Origin of the sequence: Larkinella rosea (assembly GCF_003858635.1) — a bacterium.
Lineage (GTDB): Bacteria > Bacteroidota > Bacteroidia > Cytophagales > Spirosomataceae > Larkinella > Larkinella rosea.
On the sequence record NZ_RQJO01000007.1, the window covers coordinates 1,171,390 to 1,188,840 of the forward strand.

Annotated in this window: 14 protein-coding genes; 10 read left to right on the plus strand and 4 right to left on the minus strand. The window is 48.3% G+C overall.

Annotated features, from left to right (window positions below; translation table 11 throughout):
• Positions 1-83: 83 nt before the first annotated feature.
• The gene (locus EHT25_RS05060; RefSeq protein WP_124871568.1) at positions 84-692 is read right to left on the minus strand and encodes a hypothetical protein; all 609 of its coding nucleotides are present in this window, start codon (positions 690-692) and stop codon (positions 84-86) included.
• A gap of 768 nt (positions 693-1,460) precedes the next feature.
• Between EHT25_RS05060 and EHT25_RS05065 the strand changes: the two genes are divergently transcribed.
• The gene (locus EHT25_RS05065; protein ID WP_124871571.1) at positions 1,461-2,243 is read left to right on the plus strand and encodes a M15 family metallopeptidase; all 783 of its coding nucleotides are present in this window, start codon (positions 1,461-1,463) and stop codon (positions 2,241-2,243) included.
• A gap of 72 nt (positions 2,244-2,315) precedes the next feature.
• On the opposite strand, the gene EHT25_RS05070 is transcribed toward EHT25_RS05065, so the two are convergent.
• Positions 2,316-3,029, minus strand: a complete 714-nt coding sequence (locus EHT25_RS05070; RefSeq protein ID WP_124871573.1) for an MBL fold metallo-hydrolase — start codon at positions 3,027-3,029, stop codon at positions 2,316-2,318.
• A 224-nt stretch (positions 3,030-3,253) separates the two neighbouring features.
• On the opposite strand from EHT25_RS05070, the gene EHT25_RS05075 reads away from it, so the two are divergent.
• The 3 genes from EHT25_RS05075 (at position 3,254) to EHT25_RS05085 (ending at position 5,925) form a co-directional block, all read left to right on the plus strand.
• On the plus strand, positions 3,254-3,676 hold the full coding sequence (locus EHT25_RS05075) for an OsmC family peroxiredoxin (protein WP_124871576.1): 423 nt from the start codon (positions 3,254-3,256) through the stop codon (positions 3,674-3,676).
• Between the two features lie 189 nt (positions 3,677-3,865).
• Positions 3,866-4,324: a hypothetical protein gene (locus EHT25_RS05080; RefSeq protein ID WP_124871580.1), complete on the plus strand. Its 459-nt coding sequence runs from the start codon at positions 3,866-3,868 to the stop codon at positions 4,322-4,324.
• Between the two features lie 116 nt (positions 4,325-4,440).
• Entirely contained in the window at positions 4,441-5,925 is a 1,485-nt protein-coding gene (locus tag EHT25_RS05085) for a helix-turn-helix domain-containing protein (RefSeq protein WP_124871583.1), read from the plus strand.
• A gap of 90 nt (positions 5,926-6,015) precedes the next feature.
• Here EHT25_RS05085 and EHT25_RS05090 read toward each other — a convergent pair whose 3' ends face one another.
• Positions 6,016-7,203, minus strand: a complete 1,188-nt coding sequence (locus tag EHT25_RS05090) for an acyl-CoA dehydrogenase family protein (RefSeq protein ID WP_124871586.1) — start codon at positions 7,201-7,203, stop codon at positions 6,016-6,018.
• A gap of 11 nt (positions 7,204-7,214) precedes the next feature.
• Entirely contained in the window at positions 7,215-9,293 is a 2,079-nt protein-coding gene (locus tag EHT25_RS05095) for an alpha-L-fucosidase (protein WP_124871588.1), read from the minus strand.
• 316 nt (positions 9,294-9,609) lie between these two features.
• On the opposite strand from EHT25_RS05095, the gene EHT25_RS05100 reads away from it, so the two are divergent.
• From EHT25_RS05100 to EHT25_RS05125, 6 genes are all read left to right on the plus strand, one after another.
• Positions 9,610-11,199 (plus strand): NAD(P)/FAD-dependent oxidoreductase, encoded by a 1,590-nt coding sequence (locus EHT25_RS05100; protein ID WP_124871591.1) that lies wholly within the window; start codon positions 9,610-9,612, stop codon positions 11,197-11,199.
• A complete protein-coding gene (locus tag EHT25_RS05105; protein ID WP_124871594.1) occupies positions 11,192-11,839 on the plus strand; it encodes an NUDIX hydrolase in 648 nt (215 codons plus the stop codon). The genes EHT25_RS05100 and EHT25_RS05105 overlap by 8 nt, the downstream gene beginning before the upstream one ends.
• Before the next feature lie 331 nt (positions 11,840-12,170).
• Entirely contained in the window at positions 12,171-14,834 is a 2,664-nt protein-coding gene (locus EHT25_RS05110) for a DNA gyrase/topoisomerase IV subunit A (protein WP_124871597.1), read from the plus strand.
• 1 nt (position 14,835) lies between these two features.
• Positions 14,836-15,543, plus strand: a complete 708-nt coding sequence (locus EHT25_RS05115; protein ID WP_124871600.1) for a SanA/YdcF family protein — start codon at positions 14,836-14,838, stop codon at positions 15,541-15,543.
• A 155-nt stretch (positions 15,544-15,698) separates the two neighbouring features.
• A complete protein-coding gene (locus tag EHT25_RS05120; RefSeq protein ID WP_221622242.1) occupies positions 15,699-16,811 on the plus strand; it encodes a DKNYY domain-containing protein in 1,113 nt (370 codons plus the stop codon).
• A gap of 361 nt (positions 16,812-17,172) precedes the next feature.
• Positions 17,173-17,415, plus strand: coding sequence for a hypothetical protein (locus EHT25_RS05125; protein ID WP_124871607.1), 243 nt, complete (start codon positions 17,173-17,175; stop codon positions 17,413-17,415).
• Positions 17,416-17,451: the final 36 nt, after the last annotated feature.

Sequence of the window (17,451 nt, forward strand, 5' to 3'; positions counted from 1 at the left end):
CGCATCCCCTCAAAATCGCCTTTGCAAAAAAATAAGCCACTCATGCTGAGCAGCTTATTTTCCAAAGCAGAACTAACAACGACTTACGAACCGGCCTTTACCGATCGTTCCGGAATGGTACTCAATGCGGCTTTGTGCAGGACCAGTTTTTCCGCGACCGTATCCACACTGATTTCGATCCAGCCAACAAATCGCTTTTCGTTTTTATACACCTGCACGGGCAAAAAATGGTGATTACTCGCTTTCCAATTGCCTTCCCAATAAGACGGTTTTGTTTCGGAAATAACCTTTTGAACCAACACATTTGATGAAATCTTATACCAGAAAAATCCGTTAAAATCGTTCAATGGTATTTCATCGCCCTTGTTAAATCGGGCCATCGATTCCTGATCATTAATCGGCAGGTAACTATCGACACCGGATGCAATCAAATACTGTACCTTGTCGAGTCGGTAAACCGCATCGCCAACGAGTTGAGTCTCGAAAATAAAATCCTGAATTCCGTCCTTATTCAAGTCAAGTGTGACTACCCCTCCCGGTTTGACTTCTTTGCCGGTCAGGTCTGTGTATAACAAGTTATCAGCGGGCGGAGCTGGTGCAACAATCGAATCTTTCGATTGTTGACAGGAAACATTCAATAGCAGTAAAACCGCTAAGTATAAAAATCCATTTGCATTAAGTGCAGTACGCATACATCATTTAATTGGTGGAAAATTCATTACATTCCATTGACTCCAATTCCCTCAATAACGTTGAAAAACGATTGATCAACCGGTAAAATCGAAGGTTGATTCGGTACAAATGTCCGGTAAAAAGACATTCTGAAAGGATGGCTAGCCGACTTTCCTGTTGCTTTAAATCACAATCTTTTTATGATTTTCCTGCTTTTACCGTTCCCTAAAAACATATCAGCCTGCTATGGTTTTTTCCGTAGTTTTAAAATAGTACACCGGTTTTAACCGACTGGTTTCTGGAACCGGTTTTTAACGATTATTCTGTTTAATCTCAGACGGACTCTGCTGTTTCGATTAGCAATTAAGAGGAAAAATCGTCCAATATCTCTAAAGGTAGTCAGCTCAGGCGGTAATTATTTTTTATGAGCTCAATCAAAAAGAGTCAACTTAATCAATGCCTATATTTTCATATTCCAAGTTTATCAATTTGAATATTCGTACGTCTTTTTCGGTTACTCTCCAAATAAGAATCAAGAGTACGCACGAATTCGTTGGGTCGTGCCAAAACAAATAAATTCCGACAATGCAGTTATTTTGATTTTATTCTAAGAGCTAACTCATTCTTTGCTCCAGTTTAAACGGAAGCAGCTCAGTGGAAATACACCTGATTTTTGAAAGTGGATCGGGTTTAAAGTAGAATAGCTTTTTGTGTCAAAACTTTTTGCTAACTGAAAAATGCAATGATTTACCCCTTCACGATACCTTCTCCTCTTAACGAATAATGACATGCAAGTACTAAAACTAGGCAGTAAGGGAGCTGACGTAAAAAAATGGCAGCTATTCCTGATCGGACAGGGATTTGAACCGGGCGTCGCCAATGGCGTTTTTACTCCCCGCACGCACGAAGCGACTGTCGCTTTTCAGAAAAAGCATGATTTGCTACCTGATGGCGTCGTCGGTAATAAATCGGTTGGGGTCGCGATGCAGCTCGGTTTTCCGGTGCTCACCAACACCGATCCGGACAAAGAAGGTCCAAACTGGCCTCCTAAGCCGAATTTCCCCCCGCTTGCCGGTCTGGCGGCTCGTCAGGCGCTGTTCGGGAAGTATGCTTTCAAGTCGGCACCGGTTCCGGGCAATCCCGAAAATATCAAGATTCTGGGCGACTGGGAAGCGAAGAATATCGTTACCGTAAAGATTCCCCAACTGGTGGGCGTGAGCGGAGCTTCGGCCAGCGGCAATGTTCGTTTTCACCATTTGGCCGTTCCGCAACTCGTGGAAATGTGGGCCGAGTGGGAACGGGAAGGTTTGCTGAAGTTAGTACTCAGTTATGGAGGTTCCTTCGTGCCCCGCTTCATTCGGGGGAGTCAAACGCAGTTGAGTAATCACGCATTCGGAACGGCTTTCGACGTGAATGTACCGCAGAATCTGTTGAGTACCATGCCCGCCTTGGTCGGTAAAAAAGGGAGCGTTCGCGAACTGGTTCCGATTGCCAACAAGCACGGTTTTTATTGGGGCGGCCACTTTACGCGACTCGACGGTATGCACTTCGAAATCGCTCAGTTGAAATAAGTCGCACGTGATCCATACCGGCCGCCAAAAAACCGGTTGCGGGTGTGGATCACGTTCGTCTGATTATCGCGATTATCGCCATTGCATCAAAGCCGAATTAAGAGCATCTTCGACCCGACGGCGTGGTTGGTGGAAATAGACCATTCCGTGGCCGGGCAACATCAAATCGGTGTCGACTCTGGCAAATCGGCGCAGTGATTCAGTGTAGATTTTTTTGTCAAAGTCGATCGACCCACTCCAGCCGAAATCACCACTCAGTAGCGTTCCGATCACATCACCACTGATTACAATTCGCTTTCCTTCCCAATTGAACAAAAATGCCGTGCATCCCATGCTGTGTCCGGGAAGGTGCATTACCTCGATTTCGAGGCCCAGCACCGTGATTTGCTGTCCATCGGTTACCACCTGATCGACGGTAAAAGGCTGAAACGTTTTGTGGTAAAGAAAACCGCAACACCGCTCATCGCCCGAAGCAACGGCATCGGCGGTTTCACCGATGGCAATAAACTGAACTCCGCGTTGCTTGAGCAGGTGACCAGCTCCGGCATGGTCCAGATGAGCATGAGTCAGGATGCAATAACGGATCGCATCAGGTGACAACCCCCAGTATCGCATGTTATCAAACAGTTGTTCCAGCGTATCCCCACAGCCGCAGTCGAATAAAATCAGCCCTTCCGGCGTCTTCAGAACGTAGGAATTAGCGTCGTTCCACAAGGCTCCCGGCTGATCGTACGTAATGCCGTTCAAATCGCCACCCACCTGATAAAGATTTTTAAGTAGTTGCATTGTGAAGAAGTAAAATTCCGGTTCCAAAACTACATTACCGTTCCGCAGTCAGATTCAGGCCATTGCTCTTCCTATAAATTACCAAAAACCGCTTACCGAGGTCAAATCAGGTGTCGGTAAATGTACAATTCCGTATTTTATTTGTTCCAAACCCTAAAATTGTTGTCGGGCTCTCCACAACATTTCTTACTTTTCCGGCTCAATCAAAAATTCACCCATTCGCTATGGAAATCAAACGCAATGCCACCGCCCGCTGGGAAGGTTCAGGCAAAGATGGTAAAGGGGCGCTCAGCACAGCAAGCACGGTTTTGAACGACACCCAATATTCCTTCAATACCCGGTTTGCCGATGGAATCGGTACCAATCCCGAAGAATTGGTGGCAGCCGCACACTCGGGCTGTTTTGCCATGCAATTGGCCTTTAACATTCAGGGGGCCGGTTTCACGGCCACTTTCATCGACGCTAAAGCCGTTATTACCCTCGACACGGGCAACAGCAGCATTACCAGTTCCAAACTAACCGTCACTGCCAGTGTTCCCGGTATTTCGAAAGAAAAGTTTGACGAATTGGTGGAACACGCCGAAAAAAACTGCCCGATTTCAAAATTATTAAATACCGCCATCAGCGTCGACGCAACGCTGGAATAACTGAAAAAGTACCAATGACCGGCGGACGGTGAGACCACAACTACTCATTTTACGACCGGTCATTTTTCATGAAATACGCCCCATTTTTGGCCTGTCATTTGCTGCAATATATCAAATGCGAAATCGTTTTCGTTCTATAACGAAACAATCCCTTTTTCAATTTCAACTTTGAAAAACCCTAAAGGCCCAATGAGACTAATCGTCACCCTTTTTATCCTCGCAATTAGCATTTCCGCCTGTAAAAAAGGAGGTTCCGATTCGGACAATGTTGATCCACGGGAGCAGTATTATGGCATTTACGACGTCGATTATTCGTCCAAAACGATAGTCGGGGCAATTGATCTCAACGAAGATTCCGGCAAAGGAATTCTGACGTTCGCTAAAGGAGATGCTGCCAATGAGCTCAAAATGACGATCGAATTTACGGGATTCAGCTCAACGACGGATGTTGTCAAGTTAGACGGCACCAAATTCACGGTTAACCGCACTCGGGATCAGATGAGGTTAGGCAATAAAGATTACGACGCCGAATTTTTAAGCACCGGTTTATTTGAGGGCAAACTGGTCACGCTCACTTCGGTCAATACCGTCAATCAAAATGGAACGGTAGTGAAATGGACCCGGTCCTACAAGGGCAACCGCCGGTAATACCGAAATAGTGCAAAAAGTCCACCCGGTTAACTGGTTACCGGGTGGACTTTTTTGTTTAACGTCGTTTTTAGCGGTATTTTTACTTCCGTCAGCATTCTAATCATACCAACCTAGTGGCAGTATATCCCGACCATATTCGATTGCTTTTTGGACTAAAACTGAAACAAATCCGGTTGGATAAGGGATTATCGACCAGTGAGCTGGCCCAAATTTCGGGACTCTCGGTTTCGTACCTGACCGAGATCGAAAAAGGGCGAAAATACCCTAAAACGGATAAGATTGCCGCCCTCGCCAGTGCAATGGATGTGGATTATGACACGTTGGTTTCGCTCAAGCTCAGTAAAAAACTGGAGCCGATTTCTGAACTGCTTCGTTCCCGTTTTCTGACCGAAATTCCCCTCGAATTATTGGGTATCGACCCTTCCGACCTGCTTGAACTGCTGGCGGAAGCCCCCGCCAAGGTTAGTGCCATGATCTCAACCGTAATGAACATCGGGCGCAGCTATCACGTCAGCGTCGAACGCTTGTACATGGCGGTTTTGCGGTCGTATCAGGAAATGCACGACAATTATTTTGAAGACATCGAGCAGGATGGCGACCGGTTTTTAACGGAATTTGCATCAACGAATTCAACGGTCGATGAGGGTCTCTTAGTCAGTTTATTACGTACCCGGTATAATTACACCATCGTTAATTTCAGCCGGGAGTCCAATCCGGAACTAGCCGGTTTACGTTCGGTTTTCCGTCCGGAATCCGGGACTTTATACCTCAACAGCCATCTTTCCATTGAACAACGCACGTTCCTGCTGGCACGCGAAGTTGGATTTCAATACCTGAATCTAAAAACCCGGCCCTACACCTATTCGTACGTGGAAGTGGAGTCGTTTGAGCAGATTCTCAACAATTATAAAGCTTCGTATTTCGCCGGTACGATCTTGATTCGCCGGGAAGAATTGATCAGTGGTTTGCAGGTGATTTTTGAGCAGCCAGGCTGGAGCAATGAAGCTTTTCTGGCCCTCATTCAATCCTTCCGGGCAACGCCGGAGCGGTTTTTCTACCGGCTCAGTAACATCCTGCCGAAATATTTCGGAATTGATCAACTGTTTTTTTACCGCTTCAACAATACCGCCGGACAAACCAATTTTCACCTGACGAAGGAAATGCACCTGACCCGTCAGCAGGGGCCCAAAAGTATGGTCGATGAGCATTATTGCCGCCGGTGGGTCGCCCTGACGATTTTGCAGGAACTGGCTTTTTTACAAAAAACCAAAGCGTACGAAGGAGCGTTGTGCCAGTCGCAGTTATCGACCTACGCCGATACCGGAAATACATTTTTTATCGTTTCGGTTGCGCAGCCCTACCAGCCTCATCAGCAGCAAAATATGAGTGTGTCGATGTGTTTTAAATTGACCGATACACTCCGCAGCAAAATGCGGTTTTTGAATCCGTTATCACCCAATGTTTCCCAGCGAATCGTCAACGAAGCCTGCGAACGCTGCGGTATTTTCGACTGCCGCGAACGGGTAGCCGCCCCGATTGGCCTCCAAAAAAAGCGCCAGATCGATGCGATGAAGAAGGCGTTGGAGGAGTTGAAATGACGATTGACCATTGACGATTGACCATTGACCATCGACGATTGACCATCTACAGCGGACTATGGTCAATGGTCGGTGGTCAATCGTCATTTTTCATTTAAAAGCCGGGATGCCGGTTATCTCGTTTCCCAGAATCAGCAGGTGAATGTCGTGGGTGCCTTCGTAGGTGACAACGGATTCCAGATTCATCAGGTGGCGCATAATTGGGTAGTCGCCGGAAATGCCCATGGCTCCGTGAATCTGCCGGGACTCCCGCGCTACATTGAGCGCCATTTCAACGTTGTTTCGCTTGGCCAGCGAAATCTGGGCGGTTGTGGCTTTCCCTTCGTTTTTCAACACACCCAGTCGCCAGCAAAGCAATTGAGCTTTGGTAATTTCGGTCAGCATTTCGGCCAGTTTTTTCTGAACCAATTGAAACGACGCAATCGGTTTCCCAAATTGCTGACGTTCCAGGGAATATCGCAGTGCGGACTGGTAACAGTCCATAGCCGCTCCAACTACACCCCAGGCAATTCCGTAACGCGCCTGATCGAGGCAACGAAGGGGACTTTTCAGGCCATCGGCATCCGGCAACCGATTTTCCTTCGGAACTTTTACATCCTGAAACACCAGCTCGCCCGTCGCACTGGCGCGCAGCGACCATTTATTGTGAATTTCGGGGGTCGAAAAACCGGCCATCCCGCGTTCAACAATTAACCCCTGCACCCGCCCCTGTTCGTTTTTAGCCCACACCACCGCCAGATCCGCAACCGGCGAGTTAGTGATCCACATTTTGGCACCATTCAGCACATAGCAATCGTCGGTTTCGACAAACGACGTTTGCATCCCGGCCGGATTGGAACCGTGATCGGGTTCGGTCAGGCCGAAGCAGCCCAGCCACTCACCGGTTGCCAGCCGGGGCAGGTATTTCCGCTTCTGCGCTTCCGATCCAAACGCATAAATTGGCCACATGACAAGCGAGCTTTGCACGGAAACACAGGACCGCATGCCCGAATCACCCCGCTCAATTTCCTGCATCATCAGGCCGTAGGAAATGGCATCGAGTCCACCACCGCCGTATTCAGCCGGAATGGTTGACCCAAAAGCGCCGATTTCACCCAGTTTTTTGGGCATAAAAGCCGGGAATTCGGCGTGTTGGGCACATTCCTCAATCACCGGGCTGATTTCACGGGTTACGAAATCCCGAATGGTCGACCGGACCAGTTTCTGATCGTCCGACAACAGCTCGTCGATGCCGTAAAAATCAGGGGATTCAAATCCGTAGGCTGAGTGAACAGGCATGCTTTTCTTGATTAATTGACCAGCACGCCCACTTCGGCAGCCGATGCCCAATTTTCGTTTTCGTTCACCGATGAAAGCGCCACCAGCTTGATAAACCGGGCTTTTTGGGTATTGCTAAACGGCACCTGCTGCTTTACCGGATTATTCCTGATGTTCGCAAATGCGCTGTTCTCCACCACCGGTTTCCAGTCGGTTCCATTTTCGCTGACGAAAAAACTGTACTGGTTGATGATCCCACCACTCTGGCCATCCTGCCGGGGTGTGTAGGTAAACCCTTTCAAAGTCAACGTTTCTCCCAGATCGATCACCAGTTCGTGCGGGTATTTTTTACTTCCCTCCTGCCGGCCGGTTTGCCAGATCGTTTTAGGATTCGAATCAATTGCCCGGCTGGCCGAATTCCGCCCGCTTTCATCACCAACGACCGACCATTTCTCGGGAGCCAGGTCGAACGATGCCGGGATGGTTTCCGACGACTCTGCGCCATTTTTGATAAACGAGCGGGCTTTTATCGTTCCGCCTTTCGCAAAACTGAAGGGTGCCATATACCGGGTCGATGCCAGCGTCGGTTCGCTTCCATCGGTGGTGTATCGAATAACCGGATCGGCCACCTCCGACGATATGGTCACCATTCCCTGCTTGTTTCGAGCGACTTCGGGATTTGACAGCAACTCCGGTGCTTTGTAGATACCAATTTCCGACAAAACCGGACAGGCATTTGATTCCAGAATCGTCACCCGAATTTTGGCTGTCTTCAGCGTTGGAAAAACCAAAATCCGCTTGTAACCAATCGTGGTTTGCTGATCAACGGGAATGAACTCATTCCCGCTCCAGGCTTCCACTTTAAAGGATTTTACCCGCTGCCCCAACGGAATGTATTCCTGCAAAACCACCCGGTTTATGTCAATCGGTTTTCCGAGATCGACCACAAAAGATGCCTGACGCACCGCATCGTCCGTCGTCCAGTACGTGTCGTATTTTCCATCGACTAAGTTGCTGGCAGAAAATTGCTTGTCTTTTCCCCGGAATGCCGTAGCCGTTACGGTTTTCCCACTTGCCAGATTGGTTTTGAACGATTCGACGACGGTTTTCCGGAATTCCATCAAACGGGTCGAGTCGTTGGGATGAATCAACCCTTCGCGGGAAACCGGCACGTTGAGTAACAGGTTACCATTCCGGCCAACCGATGAATAATAGATTTTCATCAGGTGGGTCAATGTTTTAACGCGATCGTCGGTATCGGGGCTGTAAAACCACCCCGGCCGAATCGACACGTCAACTTCCGCCGGAATCCAGTATTTTCCGTTCTCATTCCCCGTATTCAGCACCTGCGTTGACGGGGCCGCGCTGCCCATGCCAAAACCGTCGGTGTTCAGCGTCGACCAGTTCGTTTCACCGGCAATCCCGGACTCGTTCCCCATCCAGCGGCAACCCGGACCAATGTCACTGAAAATGATGGCTTTCGGCTGGTGCTTGAAAACCACACCCCGGAACAGGTTCCAGTCGTACTCCTGCCGTTTGCCGTTGGGTCCTTCGCCATTGGCTCCGTCGAACCACTGCTCAAAGACGTTACCATAACTACTCAGCACTTCGTTGAGTGTATTTGCAAAAATCTGGTTGTATTCCGGTGTTCCATAAGCCGGGTGATTGCGGTCCCAGGGAGACAGATAAACGCCGAATTTCAAACCGTATTCCTTGCAGGCATTCGATAGTTCGCGCAGGACATCGCCCTGGCCGTTTTTCCAGGCACTCTCCCGAACCGTATGTTTGCTAAATTTGCTGGGCCAAAGGCAAAACCCGTCGTGGTGTTTGGCCGTAATGATAATTGCTTTCATCCCGGCGGCTTTGGCCGTCCGCGCCCATTGGCGGGCGTCCAGGCGGGATGGATTAAAAACCCGGGGATCTTCGTCACCGTGCCCCCATTCCTGATTGGTAAAGGTATTCGGGCCAAAGTGGATGAACATATAATATTCCATTTGCTGCCATTGCACCTGTTGCGGACTAGGCACTGCGCCGTAAGGAGCCGGAGGAGCGGTTTTCTGGGCAACCAATCGAATCGAACTTACTAAAACGAACAGAAGTATTTTTTTCATTGAATAATGGGTTAATCCGGTCTGTGCCGGGCCGTCGATACGGTCAAAGGCCCTGACAGCGGTGGACTTTTGACGCTGACAAATGATTAAATTCACTGACTGCACTGGTAAAAGTAGTTCAGATTTTCCCAAATGATAAAGCCGAACGACGGTTTTTTGCAGAGGCTTAATTTGGATTTCAGATGCCACCGCCGTCAGGGTCTCGGACTGCTAAAGGGGTAAAAACTAATTTTACCATAAAATACCCGAATAATATAAGAAATAACTGCGAACCGGGAACGGTTTCCCGTTGTTGATTTAGAACGATATTGCATGTATGATTCATTCGTTGACATTAACCCTCGATCCGGCGATCGCCCTCGACAACGCGGCTTTCGAACAGGAAATTTACAACCGGTTATTCCTTCCGTCGGATTTGCTCACGGGCGACGATTCGGAACGACCGGTGGTTCGAAAACTTCGTCAGTCCATCGATGCCCGATCGCGGCAGGTGAAAGTCCATATTGATGCCGAGGTTTATGTCGGCGAACAACCGAGCCCCCGGATTGCGTACCAGCGTCTGTATCCGGACGTCAGCCAGGCCCGTCAGGCCATCGTCGTCGGAGCAGGTCCGGCGGGTTTGTTTGCAGCTTTACGGCTGGTTGAACTGGGAATAAAACCGATCGTGCTGGAACGGGGCAGCGATGTTCGGGCGCGTCGGCGCGACCTGGCCGCCATCAATAAAGACCACGTTGTCAATCCGGAATCCAATTACTGTTTCGGCGAAGGCGGGGCCGGTACTTATTCTGACGGCAAGCTCTACACCCGTTCCAAAAAGCGGGGCGACGTTCGACGGATTCTGGAAATACTGGTTGCCCACGGCGCAACGGAACAGATTCTGGTCGACGCTCATCCACACATCGGCACCAACAAATTGCCTGAAGTGGTGATAGCCCTGCGGCAAAGCATTATCGAAGCGGGTGGCGAAATCCGGTTTAATACCCGCATGGTCGATTTGCTGATTGAACAAAACGAAATTAAGGGCGTTGTAACCGATCGGGGTGATGAATTGACTGGTTTGGGCGTCATTCTGGCAACGGGTCATTCGGCCCGCGATGTATTTGATTTGTTGCACCAGAAAGGGATCACCATTGAAAATAAACCGTTTGCGATGGGAGTTCGGATCGAACACCAGCAATCGTTCATCGATCAGGTGCAGTACCACCGCCCCGAACGCGGAGATTACCTGCCGGCGGCTTCCTATAGTCTGGTCACTCAGACTCGGCATAAAGGCATCGAACGGGGGGTGTTTTCGTTTTGCATGTGCCCGGGCGGTTTTATCGTTCCAGCCGCTACGGCTCCCGGTGAGTTGGTCGTGAATGGCATGTCGCCCTCACGCCGGGATTCGCAATATGCCAATTCGGGACTGGTGGTAGCCATTCACGAGAATGACCTGAAAAATTACCGGGAATTTGGGCCGCTGGCCGGTATGCAATTTCAGAAAGAAGTGGAACAACGCGCCTGCCAGCTGGCGGGTGGCAACCAGACCGCACCGGCCCAGCGGGTTTCCGATTTTGTCAACGGTCGTCCGTCGAACCGTCTGTTGCCGACTTCTTACCAACCGGGATTAAAACCGGTCGATATGACGACGGTTTTGCCCGAAACCATTGCCGCACCACTGAAAGCCGGTTTGCAGCAGTTTGGCAAATCGATGCGGGGATACGTTACAAATGAAGCCCAGATGATCGGGGTGGAAAGCCGGACCTCCTCGCCAGTGCGGATTCCGCGGTTGCCCGACACGCTCGAACACGTGCAGATCCGGCGGTTATTTCCGTGCAGTGAAGGTGCCGGATACGCGGGAGGCATTGTTTCCGCGGCTATGGATGGCGAAAAATGTGCTGAACAACTGATTAAACGATATGCTTGATTCTTCGTTTCATAGCTTCGCCAGTTCCCTGCGCGAACGGCTGGCCGAACCGCTGCCCGGTGCCGATGCCCATTTAAAAATGGCTTCCCGGTCGCGGCTACGGATGGCGATGCAACCGAACGAACGAACCCGGCGCAGTGCCGTCCTGATTGTTTTTTATCCCTACCAGAATTCGATCTATGTCCCCCTGATTCTGCGTCCGCAGTACGACGGTGTTCACGCCGGTCAAATGGCTTTTCCGGGTGGACGCATGGAGCGAAGCGATGAAAACCTGATTCGCACGGCCCTGCGCGAAGCCCAGGAGGAGGTTGGCATTCGGGTGTCCGATGTGAAAGTGTTGGGCAAATTGACCGAGATCTACATTCCTCCCAGCAATTTTTTCGTGCAACCGGTGGTGGGCATTCTTCCTTACCGACCGGATTTCTACCCCGATCCGCGCGAGGTCGAACACGTTGTTGAGGTATCGTTAGACGAATTGATGGATGAGAGCATCATCGGCGAAAATGCCATCGAAATCCGGGGGGTGGTGATCGATGCTCCTTTTTACCAATTGCAGGGGTTTAAAGTCTGGGGGGCGACCGCTATGATGATCAGTGAATTACTGACGGTTATTCACTCCGTTCCCAAGCAAAATCCTTAAAAATAGCGGCTATTCTGTTTAAAAATGATTATATTTGTGATACAAGTATCATATAGTTTTTTTTGTCAGTATATGAATGCAACCAAAACTTCCGGAAAAAGGGATGCCGAACCTTTTCAGGTATTTTTCATAAAACCGGCACTTCTTGTATAAATTCCAATTTGGCATCATAAAGAGCTTGATTATTCGGTTTGAATCCCGTTTTTAAGCAGATCAGGCCGGTTTTTTCGAAAACAATTGTATCTTTATGAAGCTATCGACGGATTATTTCTTCCCGCCGACCCAATCAAACCGATAGCATTTACCAAAGCATTTATCCGTACCCATTCGAATGAGCGAAATTCTGGACCCCACTGAATTACCGGAAGATCAAAATGAAAATACCCTGCACCAGCAAACCGTGGTATCGGGCCTGTATGAAAACTGGTTTTTAGAGTATGCGTCATACGTTATTCTGGAAAGAGCGGTTCCCGCCGTTGAAGACGGTCTCAAACCCGTGCAGCGCCGGATTCTTCATGCCCTGAACGAAATGGACGACGGACGTTTTAACAAAGTAGCGAACGTCATTGGTCAAACCATGCAATACCACCCGCATGGCGATGCTTCCATTGGCGATGCCATAACGACGATCGGTCAGAAAAACCTCGTTTTTGATATTCAGGGTAACTGGGGCGACATCCGTACCGGCGATGGCGCTGCGGCTCCCCGCTACATCGAAGTCCGGTTGTCGAAGTTCGGGAACGACGTCATTTTCAATCCGCAAACTACCGAATGGCAGTTATCCTACGACGGTCGTAAAAAAGAACCGGTTACCTTACCGGTCAAATTTCCGCTGCTCCTGGCGATGGGAGTTGAGGGAATTGCGGTCGGTTTGTCGACCAAAATTCTGCCCCACAACTTCATTGAGTTGGTCGAAGCATCGATTAACATTCTGAAGGAAAAACCGGTAACCCTATTTCCCGACTTTCTAACCGGCGGTTACATTGACGTAAGCAATTACAACGATGGCGGACGCGGAGGCAAGGCTCGCATTCGGGCAAAAATCGAGGAATTTGATAAAAAAACGCTGATAATCCGCGAAATCCCATTCGGGACCACAACGACCTCGATCAAAGATTCGATCATCAAAGCCAACGACGACGGTAAAATCAAAATCAAGAAAGTGGAAGATCTGACGTCGAAAGATGTTGAAATCCACGTTCACCTGGCGCCCGGCGTTTCACCCGATATCACAATCGATGCCTTATATGCCTTCACCGAATGTGAAGTCTCGGCGTCTCCGAATGCCTGCGTCATCATTGGCGAAAAACCGCATTTTGTTACCGTCACCGAAATATTAAAAATCAATACAAACCAGACGGTTCAACTGCTGGAGCGGGAATTGCAAATTCGCCGGGCCGAGTTGATGGAAAAACTGCTTTACAGTTCGCTCGAAAAAATCTTCATTGAAAACCGCATTTACCGAAAAATTGAAGAATGCGAAACCTTTGAGGCTGTTCTGGAAACGATCGACAAAGGGCTTAAACCGTACAAAAAGCAGTTTTACCGTGAAATTACGCAGGACGATCTGTTGCGGCTGACCGAAATCCGGATTAAGCGGATTTCAAAATACGACGGTTTTAAAGCCGACGAACTGATGCGCCGGTTGGAACAGGAACTGGCCGAAGTCGATGACAACCTGGCCAATTTGACCCGCTACGCGATCAGCTATTTTAAAGATTTGCTGAAAAAATACGGCAAAGGCCGGGAGCGCAAAACCGAGGTGCGGGCCTTCAATACCATTGCAGCCAACGTGGTGGCGGCCGCCAATGCCAAACTCTACGTCGATCGCGAAGGCGGTTTTGTCGGTTCGGGTTTGAAAAAAGACGAGTTTGTTTCCGACTGCTCCGACATTGACGATATCATTATTTTCCGGCGCGATGGCAAATGCCTGGTTACTAAAATTCAGGATAAAACGTTCGTCGGCAAGGATATTATCTATTGCGCCGTCTTTAAGAAAAATGACGAACGCAAGGTGTATAACATATTGTATCTCGACGGTAAATCGGGCATTACGATGGCAAAGCGGTTTAGTGTGACCGCCGTTACCCGCGACCGGGAATATGACCTGACGATGGGTAATCCGAAATCGAAAGTGCTGTGGTTCAGTGCCAACGACAATGGGGAAGCCGAAATCGTTACGATTAATCTAACCGCCCAGAGTTCGGCTAAAAACAAACAGTTTGATTACAACTTTGCGGAAGTCGGCATTAAAAACCGCTCTGCCCAGGGTAACATTCTTACCAAATATCCCGTGCGGAAAGTAAGTCTGAAATCCGGTGGAGTTTCAACCCTCGGTGGAGTCGATATCTGGTATGATGAACACCTTGGCCGTTTGAATCGCGACGAGCGTGGAAAATATTTAGGCAACTTTGACAACGGTGCGGGCATTTTGGTCGTCTACAAAGATGGGCAATATGAATTGACCAATTATAATTTGACCAATCGGTATGAGCCGTCCGAAATTGCCGTGCTGGAGAAATTTAGTGGCGAGCAGATTTTATCGGCGGTTTATTACGAACACAACCAGAAATCACATTATGTGAAGCGGTTTAAGGTGGAAACCACGACGCAGGACAAGAAATTCAGCTTCATTGGCGACGCGAAGGGCTCGAAATTGCTGGCAGTCTCTGCCGATCAGTTTCCCCGTTTTGAAATCAGCCACCAGATGAAAGACAAGGGGCCGCTCGAGAAAATGGTGCTGGAACCGGAAGGTTTTATCGACGTTCGCGGCTGGAAAGCCCTGGGAGCAAAATTGCCTTTTGCCAAGGTGAAAGAGGTCAAACTGTTACCACCCAAACGGAATAATGAACGTGATGTAGTAGGAAATACAATGATAAGTTCTAACTTAATCGTTGTTGAGTCGGAAACCGACGAACCGATGGCCGCCGAAACCCCCGATATGGAAAACAATGAAACCGAGCAACCGGCGAAACAACTAGGACTGTTTTCATGACATGAACCCAATGTCGTATACGACTGGCCAGCAATCCGGCGATTCTAAAGGAACACGTGCTCCCGTTCGGGTGTCGCGGATGAAGCGTCTCATCAAGGGCAGCATTGCCTTTGGGTTCGTGGGCGTCACCGTCGTGCTCCTTTGTAATTTCTGGGTTGTTTACAGCACGCGTAGCCAGGTATACTTCAACATTGATTTGCTGCCTTCCAATGAAGTTGGGCTGGTTTTGGGCACCAGCAAGTCGGTGAAAAGCGGCAACGAAAACCTTTTTTTCCGGTATCGCATGGAAGCCACAGCCCGGCTTTGGAAGGTTGGCAAAATCAAACATATCATTTTGAGTGGGAACAACGATTCGGAATATTACAACGAACCTTCCGACATGAAAAAAGCCCTGCTCCGGCTGGGCATTCCCGAAGCCGACATGACACTGGATTACGCCGGTTACCGTACCTTCGATTCGGTGGTTCGCTGCAAACAGGTCTTCAATCAGGACAAGATCACGATTATTTCCCAGAATTTCCACAACGCCCGTGCCCTCTACATTGGCAATCACCAGGGGATGTCGGCCATTGCCTTTGCCGCCCAGGACATTCCGGGGGGATATTCGTTTCGCACTTTAATCCGCGAGTACCTTGCCCGCCCGCTGGCTGTGCTGGATGTGTATATCGTACACCCGCAACCCGAAATGGAAAATAAGGAGATAAAGTAAGTTCCAATCATTATTCGTTCCCTTCCAGATCCGGTAATCACGTAAGTTATCCGGCCAAAACCGCCGGTTATTCATTTCCGTTGTAAAAACCAGTAGCGCTTTTCTATTTTTAGATGGGCAACCATTATTTGACTGGTTTTACCAAACAACAGACCATGAAATTCATCTCTTTCCTACTCTCTATTCTCGGATTTGGCGCCTTGTTTTCCTGTAAGAAATCGGGGTATGAAATCAAGGATGGGGTGGTTTATTTCAAGAACGTTCCGGTACGCGCTGCTGATGCCAATTCATTTGAATCATTGAACAGTGTGTTTGGGAAAGATGTCAAAAATGCTTATTACCGAGGCTATCCCATTGATGCCGACTGCCACAGTTTTGTAGCGCTGAACGAGAATTATGCGAAAGATAAATCTTCGGTTTTTTATTGCACAAATGCGCTGGACGGGAAGACTTATTTTACGACCCGGAATAACAAAATAAGCAAAATTAATGGAGCAGACGCTGCCACTTTTGAATTGCTGGCGTATAATTATGCGAAAGACAAATCGCACTGTTATGCAGATGGCATTTCATTTCCGGTACAGGATCTGGCTACTTTTACACCACTCGATGGAACGTATGCGACAGATAAAGAAGTTGGCTATTTTCGGTTAACACCTATATTAAAAAGTGATGGAAGTTCGTTTAAACCGCTATCCGGTGGTTTTTCAAAAGATCGGATTCAGGTATATTATTCGTGGATGAAGTCAGATGATTCTTCGGGCAGAAGTGTTCCTACATCGAAGGTTATTGCAGGTGCTGATCCGGTTTCATTTACGGTTTTAGATGGAGATTATTCAACGGACAAAACCCATGTTTATTACAAAACCGGCATGTTAACATCGGCTAATCCGCTCACCATCCATTTTCTGAAACCGTATGAATACAATTACGTTTCGGATTCAACGCATCTCTATTATCAGGATCAACGCATTCAAAATGCTGATTTAAATTCGTTTGAAACACTTGCTGAAGGCTACGCACGGGATACCCGATCCGTTTTTTTCAAAGCTAATTCCCTGAAGAATAGTGATCCGGGTTCATTCACGGTATTGAATGGCGGTTATGCAAAAGATAAAGCACATGTGTATTTTATGGGAAACGAAATCAGGAATGCGGATCCGGCCTCTTTTAAAATGGTTGATAATGTTTACGAACAGGATGCAGGTGATGCCGGTTCGACCTATTACAACGGCAAGAAAACAGGAAAAAACCGCACGAATTTATAAGTTGGAAATTGTGGTTTTCTTTTTTTTAAACCTAAATTTTACTTTGTAATTGATCCCACTAACAACGTTACTTCCTTCTTCCAAATCGGTTTGTAGCACGTCTTTAAAAACCAGAAAATCCTGGCTTTGGCTTTTTATTAAATCTACATTGACACCTGCTTTGTACGACATCTGATCAAACCCGCGCCCACCAGATAAAATAAATCAGCGGAAACAAAAGGCGTAATTCGGGAAGACGTCTCATACGACAATTCCAGTTTATTCCGCATATAACTCCCGGCCGCAACCAGCCCTTCGGCATCATCGTTAGACTGGTTCCAATACCGAAGTCGAAAATCCAGTTTTAGCCTATCCCCAATGTATGATTTTTCATATCCGCCCGAATCGCCGTCCAGTTGGTCGCCGTCATCGTTATTTCCAGGGTATTGCCCTGATTCTGAGAAAAAACAACCGCCTAACTGGGATCGACATCATTGCCATGCGACTCCCCGAATTGGTGGGTTCCGGATCAGCATCAATCGCTTATTGTTTGCAGGAAATACCAATTCCGATTAAAGAAACCAGCAACAGCAGGCGAAAAGGCTTTATAAAAATGAACAGTTAGGATGGATATTTGACCGTAGGATCGCAAGTACAAAAA

Bases quoted from the DNA above. Each gene is read 5' to 3' on its own strand.
- EHT25_RS05060 (WP_124871568.1), bottom strand. From the start codon at position 692: ATGCGTACTGCACTTAATGCAAATGGATTTTTATACTTAGCGGTTTTA.
- EHT25_RS05065 (WP_124871571.1), top strand. From the start codon at position 1,461: ATGCAAGTACTAAAACTAGGCAGTAAGGGAGCTGACGTAAAAAAATGG.
- EHT25_RS05070 (WP_124871573.1), bottom strand. From the start codon at position 3,029: ATGCAACTACTTAAAAATCTTTATCAGGTGGGTGGCGATTTGAACGGC.
- EHT25_RS05075 (WP_124871576.1), top strand. From the start codon at position 3,254: ATGGAAATCAAACGCAATGCCACCGCCCGCTGGGAAGGTTCAGGCAAA.
- EHT25_RS05080 (WP_124871580.1), top strand. From the start codon at position 3,866: ATGAGACTAATCGTCACCCTTTTTATCCTCGCAATTAGCATTTCCGCC.
- EHT25_RS05090 (WP_124871586.1), bottom strand. From the start codon at position 7,203: ATGCCTGTTCACTCAGCCTACGGATTTGAATCCCCTGATTTTTACGGC.
- EHT25_RS05095 (WP_124871588.1), bottom strand. From the start codon at position 9,293: ATGAAAAAAATACTTCTGTTCGTTTTAGTAAGTTCGATTCGATTGGTT.
- EHT25_RS05100 (WP_124871591.1), top strand. From the start codon at position 9,610: ATGATTCATTCGTTGACATTAACCCTCGATCCGGCGATCGCCCTCGAC.
- EHT25_RS05105 (WP_124871594.1), top strand. From the start codon at position 11,192: ATGCTTGATTCTTCGTTTCATAGCTTCGCCAGTTCCCTGCGCGAACGG.
- EHT25_RS05110 (WP_124871597.1), top strand. From the start codon at position 12,171: ATGAGCGAAATTCTGGACCCCACTGAATTACCGGAAGATCAAAATGAA.
- EHT25_RS05115 (WP_124871600.1), top strand. From the start codon at position 14,836: ATGAACCCAATGTCGTATACGACTGGCCAGCAATCCGGCGATTCTAAA.
- EHT25_RS05120 (WP_221622242.1), top strand. From the start codon at position 15,699: ATGAAATTCATCTCTTTCCTACTCTCTATTCTCGGATTTGGCGCCTTG.
- EHT25_RS05125 (WP_124871607.1), top strand. From the start codon at position 17,173: ATGATTTTTCATATCCGCCCGAATCGCCGTCCAGTTGGTCGCCGTCAT.